Annotated in this window: 6 protein-coding genes; 1 reads left to right on the top strand and 5 read right to left on the bottom strand. The window is 56.3% G+C overall.

The genetic code is table 11. From position 1 onward, the window contains the following. Window positions 1–124: 124 nt before the first annotated feature. Entirely contained in the window at window positions 125–622 is a 498-nt protein-coding gene (locus tag NP590_RS07780; RefSeq protein WP_256601750.1) for an Rrf2 family transcriptional regulator, read from the top strand. Here NP590_RS07780 and NP590_RS07775 read toward each other — a convergent pair. The 5 genes from NP590_RS07775 to dksA form a co-directional block, all read right to left on the bottom strand. Beyond that, window positions 594–1,472 (bottom strand): DMT family transporter, encoded by an 879-nt coding sequence (locus NP590_RS07775; protein WP_256601749.1) that lies wholly within the window; start codon window positions 1,470–1,472, stop codon window positions 594–596. The two genes, NP590_RS07780 and NP590_RS07775, sit on opposite strands and share 29 nt — an antisense overlap. Before the next feature lie 3 nt (window positions 1,473–1,475). Beyond that, a complete protein-coding gene (gene acs / locus NP590_RS07770; RefSeq protein ID WP_256601748.1) occupies window positions 1,476–3,413 on the bottom strand; it encodes an acetate--CoA ligase in 1,938 nt (645 codons plus the stop codon). Window positions 3,414–3,529: 116 nt separating this feature from the next. Further along, window positions 3,530–5,059, bottom strand: a complete 1,530-nt coding sequence (locus NP590_RS07765; protein WP_256601747.1) for a hypothetical protein — start codon at window positions 5,057–5,059, stop codon at window positions 3,530–3,532. A 139-nt stretch (window positions 5,060–5,198) separates the two neighbouring features. Then, entirely contained in the window at window positions 5,199–6,068 is an 870-nt protein-coding gene (gene gluQRS, locus NP590_RS07760; RefSeq protein WP_256601756.1) for a tRNA glutamyl-Q(34) synthetase GluQRS, read from the bottom strand. A gap of 26 nt (window positions 6,069–6,094) precedes the next feature. Further along, entirely contained in the window at window positions 6,095–6,517 is a 423-nt protein-coding gene (gene dksA, locus NP590_RS07755) for an RNA polymerase-binding protein DksA (RefSeq protein WP_256601746.1), read from the bottom strand. Window positions 6,518–6,618 lie beyond the last annotated feature (101 nt).

Raw genomic sequence — 6,618 nt, 5'->3', positions numbered from 1 at the left:
GGGGGAACAGTATGCGGAAGTTATTGCGGGCGGAATCCTAAACATTCATCATATTTACATCTTATAAAGAGTGTAAAACCTCTAAAGATTTATTTCAAATACATTAATAAACAACGATTGACTTATGCAGCTGACCGCGCACACGGATTACGGATTACGGGTTTTGATTTATTTGACTTTACACCCGGACAGACTGGTGACCATTAACGAGCTGGCGGCGTTTTTTGCCATATCCAAAAATCACTTGGTCAAGGTGGTGCACAATCTGGGCTTGAAAGGTTTTGTGCGTACCGTGCGCGGCAAGGGCGGCGGTATTTGTTTGGCCGCTCCGGCGGAGAAAATCAGCGTGGGCAGCGTGGTCAGGGAGTTGGAGGGCCATTTTCAGATGGCCGAGTGCTTCAATCCCAACAAGCAAGGTTTGTGTGCGCTTCAACCCGAATGCGGCTTGACGAGTCTATTAAGCAACGCGGTCGGGCAGTTTTTACGGGTGTTGGACGGCGCGGTGCTGTCCGACTTGCTGCCGGAAGGGCGGTTGGCGGGCAGCATGCTTGCAATCGATGCCGGCGCGGCGGCAACACCGGATCATGCCGGCGTCAAGCCTGGCTTTGCCGCCGGTCGGTAAAGGCATGGATGGCCAAGGCCAGTACGATCAATCCGCTGCCGACGGCGATTTTCAATGTCAGGGGTTCCTGATTGACGAAATAGCCGAGCACCAGCGAAAACACCGGCGTGATCAGGGTGATCATCGCCACCGAGGTGGCCGGCAGGTAAATCAGCAGGTAATAGAACAGCGAGAAACCGATCGGCGTGGCAATCATGCCCAGATACAGAATGGCCAGCTGGGTTTGTGGGGACATGGCTTCCGGTAATGCCGCTCCGTCCAGCCAATACCAAGTGATCAAATAAGCGGGTAGGGCTATCAGCATGCCGCCGCCGATTTGGGTCAAGGCCGGCAGTTCCGCTCTAATCTGTTTCACCCACACCGAGCTGACCGCATATAAAAAAGTCGCCATCAGCATGGCCAGCATGCCTTGTATGGCCAACTCGTCGATCTCCAGCGCCGAGTTGAACATCACCAACAAGCCCGCCACGCCCATTAAATAGGAAATCAGCTTAGCTAGGCCCAGGCTGCGTTCCTTTAAAAAAGCCGCCGCTAAAAATGCGGTCATGAACGGGCTCAAGCCGAATATCACCGATACCCAGCCGGAGGGAATGTGTTGGGCGCCCCAGTAAGTGATCAGCATGCTCAGATAAAGCTGCAGAGCCACCGCCAGATAGGTTTGCAGCGCCTTGCGGTGCAGTCGTAACGGTTGCCGGGCCAGCAGCATCAACAAAAACAGGCAGGCCGCGCCTATGCACATGCGGGCGGTCACGCCGAACACATAGCTGACGTCAACCGAACTCCATTTGATGGCCAACGGCGTGGTGGACCAGATGATCACCACGCCCATATAAGCTAAAAATATCCGCACGATTTACTGCAGCGCGCGTTGCGCCAGCAGGTCGTCCACCACCGAGGGATCGGCCAGCGTGGAGGTGTCGCCCAAATCGCCGATGTCGTTGGCGGCGATTTTGCGCAAGATACGCCGCATGATTTTACCGGAGCGGGTTTTCGGCAGGCCGGGCGCCCATTGGATGAAATCCGGCAGCGCAATGGCGCTGATTTCTTCCTTGACCAGTTCCTTCAGTTGTTTTTTAAGTTCGTCGCTGGGCTGTACGCCGGCATTCAAGGTTACATAGGCGTAGATGCCCTGGCCCTTGATGGCATGCGGAAAACCCACCACTGCGGCTTCGGCGACGTCGTGATGCAATACCAGCGCGCTTTCGATTTCCGCCGTGCCCAGACGATGGCCGGACACGTTGATGACGTCGTCGACCCGGCCGGTGATCCAGTAATAGCCGTGCTCGTCGCGCTTGGCGCCGTCGCCCGCAAAATACAGGCCGGGAAATTTTTTGAAATAAGTTTCGACGAAACGCTGATGGTCGCCGTATACGGTGCGCATTTGTCCGGGCCAGGAACCGGTAATGACCAGATTGCCTTCGGCGACACCTTCCAGCATGTGGCCGTCGTTATCGACGATGGCCGGTTTGATGCCGAAAAACGGCAAGCTGGCCGAGCCGGGTTTTAAATCGATCGCGCCGGGCAGGGGGGTAATCAGAATGCCGCCGGTTTCGGTTTGCCACCAGGTATCGACGATGGGGCAACGCGCGCCGCCGACCACATGGTAATACCACTCCCAGGCTTCCGGGTTGATCGGCTCGCCGACACTGCCCAGGATGCGCAGACTGCCGCGATCGGTACGGGAAACATATTGGTCGCCCTGGGCCATCAAGGCGCGTATGGCGGTCGGCGCGGTATAAAAAATATTGACCTTATGCTTGTCCACCACTTGCCAGAAACGGTCGGCGGCCGGGTAGGTGGGCACGCCCTCGAACATCAAAGTGGTAGCGCCGTTGCACAAGGGACCGTACAACACGTAGGAATGGCCGGTAATCCAGCCGATGTCGGCGGTGCACCAGTAAATATCGCCGTCGTGATAATCGAACACGTATTTATGGGTCATGGCGGCATACAGCAGATAGCCGCCGGTGGTATGCAGCACGCCCTTGGGTTTGCCGGTGGAACCCGAGGTATACAAAATAAACAGCGGGTCCTCGGCGTCCATCATTTCCGGCGCGCAATCGGCCGACGCTTCGGCCATGGCGCCGCGGTAGCATACGTCGCGGCCTTCGGTCCACGGAATGGCGTGGCCGGTATGTTTGATGACGATGACCGTGGACAGGTTGGGGCACTGGGCGGCGGCCTTGTCGGCGTTGATTTTGGCTGGAACGATTTTGCCGCCCCGGTAGCTTTCGTCGGCGCAAATCAACAAGCGGCAATCGGCGTCCAGAATCCGGTCGCGCAGAGCGTCGGCGGAAAAACCGCCGAAGACGATGGAATGCACCGCGCCTATGCGGGTGCAGGCCAGAATCACCACCGCCGCTTCGCTGATCATCGGTAAATAAATGCACACCCTGTCGCCTTTTTTCACGCCTTGGGCTTTCAGCACATTGGCGAATTTGCAGACTTCTCGGTGCAATTCCCGGTAGGTCAGCGTGGCGTCGTCATCCGGATGGTCGCCTTCCCAAATTATGGCGACCTGGTCACCGCGCTTATCCAGATGCCGGTCCAGACAGTTGACGCTGACATTCAGTTTGCCACCCTTGAACCAATGAATATCGCCGCTTGGAAAATCGCATTGCGAAACCTGCCGCCACGGCTGTTCCCAGGTCAGAAATTGCCGCGCTTGCTCGGCCCAAAAACCGTCCGGGTCGTCAAGCGATTGTCGATATAGACTTCGATAACGCGCGGCGTCGATATGCGCCATGGCGGCAATTTGGGGTTTGACGGGATAGGTATGATGTTCCGACATATTGTGTCCTTGGATTCGGTTCCGGTTTTTCTTATCGTGGGTGCGGGACTGGTCGATGGTGTCAGACTGGCCGCGGTCAACGATTCAGTCAAATCAATTTGTGTCTCCCCCGTGTCTCACGAGCGAGATGTCTTGAAACAGGCGAATGCCGCCAACAGGCCCACCACGAAAAAAGCGGTACCGACCAGGGTAAAGCGCAGGTTGGAAACGTCCGCGGGTAAGTCATCGGTGGCGTACAGCATGAAAATCACCGCTACCGTGCCCCAGCCCAGAAACCTTGCAATGCCGGCCAGAATCAATTTGACCGGTGATTCCGCATTCCCGCTCGGCGTATCCAGGCGGTAGGCCACGTAAGCGCTCAGCAACGCCGGCAAAATTCCCCAGCGCATATGCTGCAGAAAGCTGCCGAGAAATTCGAATCGCGGCCTGTGGTAAAAAGTCAGTTCAAGTACCACGGCCGCCGTCGTGGTACTGAGCACGCCGCCCAATATCATCATGACCATGTAAAAACCATAGTTACGTTCGGCCTGAGCCTGCTGTTGTCCGAAAGTCAGCGCCCGGATCACGAGTACCAGGACCAGGGGCAAGACATACATCGGTATGGCGTAGGCGATCCAGCGCAATGTGGTATAGCTGAAGTGCGGTAGCGGCTTTTCGGGGAACAGGATGCTGTTGTGCAGCGATACCGATATTTCCCGGCCCAGTATGACGCCGATGCCGGTGACGGCGGTAAAAATAAGCACGTACTTGTAGGTGTTTTGCAGTTGGGATTCGTTCACCTTGCCGCCCAATTGCCTGACCGTCGCCCACATATCGTCCTCGCCGGGGCTGCCGAACACGATCAGCGATGCCAGTAGCCGGCACAACAGGCCGGTCAGTTTGTCCAGATCCTTGATCAACAGCACGGTCTTGGTGTAGTGCGGTTCCGCGTCCTTCCAGATGGCGACTTTTTCCGACATTGCGTTGTAGCTGATACAGATTTCGCCCCATTTCAAGGAAGGTTCGTTGAAAAAACGCCGGTAAGACGATTGGTCGGCATAGTGCTGTATCCGGTCGAACAACAGACTGTTATGAGCCCATTTGTATTCGACCGTGGCGCCGGATTTATCGAAATCGCCCGAATCTATGCTCTGCACCAACAGACGGTCGGCAATTTGCGCCTTGATGTGATCGTCCACCGCCGATAACCTGGACGCCATCAAGGCGTTATAGACTTGCGCGGCCTTGGTCGGAATGGCGAAGGCGTCGTGCATGCTGTCCCTGAGAATCAGCAGCGGATTGAAGCGATTTTCCCAGTCGATCAGAAACAGAAAGGAGCCGGCGAAGATCAGCGGAATCAGGGTGCCGCCGTCCAGCCCCTCCAGCAACTCCAGCCACTCTCTGGATTGCAGATTGCTGACGATCAGCGTAAACAAGGGTTCCAGCGGCAGCCATTGCCAAGTCAGCAGCCAATAAATCGCCGCCATCAACGCGCAATACAGTGCGATACCTGTCCAGTAAGCGCTTCTGCGGCTGAAATACTGCGGCAGCGTGGGCGCGTCGCCCAGCTGTATTCGGCGTTTCTGGAAGGAACGGTAGGCCAGGAACAGGGTTGCCGCCGTTCCCAGGCATTGAGCGACAAGATAAATTGCGAATTCGGCTGTCATCGTAACGTATTGGATTTGTTCTTTAAGGGTTCGGTAAGCGGCAAGCTTTGCCGGCCCTATTATAGATGGGTCGGCGTATTGTTTATCGGCTAAGTTTAACCGAAGCGCCGCGGATCGGTACGGCCGGGCGAAGCGGAGCCTAAGCGGGCAATTCCGGCGGATGAATTGAGTGCATTTTTTTCAGTGTTTGCGGTTGCCAGTGCTCGATGCCCCAAGCCAGTATTTCGGTGGCCGGCGCCTCGCGCAGGCTCGAGGGTGGGTTTTGCCGCAACAGTTGCAGCAGCAGAAACAGGGTGACGGCCGGTCGCGTGTCATCGACCGGCTCGGCCAGGGTTTGCTTGCTGAGTTTGTTGCCGTGGCGGTCGACGATCAACGGCAGGTGCATGTAGTCGGGTTGAGGATATTCCAGCAAGGTTTGCAAATAGCGTTGCCGGGTGGTCGAGTCGAGCAGATCCAGGCCGCGTACCACCCGATTGACCCCTTGCCGGTTGTCGTCTATCACCACCGCAAACTGATATGCCACGATGCCGTCCCGCCGGCGCACGATGAAGTCTCCGTGCGCGCGGGCCGGATTTTCGCTGACCCAACCTTGCAGAGCGTCCTGGAAGCCGATATCCCTATCCGTGACCCGCAGACGCCAGGCCGAGGAAGTATCGAGCGGAAAGCCCGCCTTGCGGCAGCTGCCCGGATATACCGGCATGCCATTCAAATCCTTGCGGCTGCAACGGCAGGCGTATATATGTTGTTGGCTTAATCGCTCAAAAGCCAGCGCGTAGCTTTCCAGCTGATTGCTTTGGAAATACACGCTGCCGTCCCAATGCAACTGAAAACGGTCCAGGCATTTTAAGATGGCGTCGGCGGCGCCCGGTGCGTTGCGCGGCGTATCCAGATCATCGATGCGCAGCAGCCATAGCCCCCGATGACTGCGAGCATCCAGATAGCTGGCCAGGGCGGTATAGAGCGAGCCTAAATGCAGCGGGCCGGTGGGCGAGGGCGCAAACCGACCGATATAGGATGGGGAAGGTTGCGGCAGGGTTAACCCATTTGTTTTTCCCGGATTTCATCCAGGGTTTTGCAGTCTATGCACAAGGTCGCGGTCGGACGGGCTTCCAGGCGGCGGATGCCGATTTCCACGCCGCAGGTTTCACAATAACCGTAATCGCCGGATTCAATGTTTTTCAGCGACTCCTCGATTTTCTTGATCAATTTACGTTCGCGGTCGCGGGTGCGCAGTTCCAGACTGAACTCGGACTCCTGGGTAGCCCGGTCATTGGGATCGGGGAAATTGGCCGCATCGTCCTGCATATGATGTACCGTGCGATCCACTTCCTCCATCAACTCGGATTTCCATTTGTTCAGGATATTGGTGAAATGCTGCAACTGGGCCTCGTTCATGTATTCTTCGCCTTCAGACTCCTGGTAAGGTTTGAAGGTGAATTCTGAGGTGGAACTATTCATCCATTGACTCCTGGCTGTCTTTAAAAAAATCGGGGCTTTTTATCAGAATGGGCAAGGGCAAGCAAGAAGTTTGTTATTATGCCGGCGCATTAACCATCGGT

Origin of the sequence: Methylomonas subterranea (assembly GCF_024505185.1) — a bacterium.
Classification (GTDB): domain Bacteria; phylum Pseudomonadota; class Gammaproteobacteria; order Methylococcales; family Methylomonadaceae; genus Methylomonas; species Methylomonas subterranea.
This window is presented reverse-complemented; position numbering and strand designations above follow the sequence as displayed.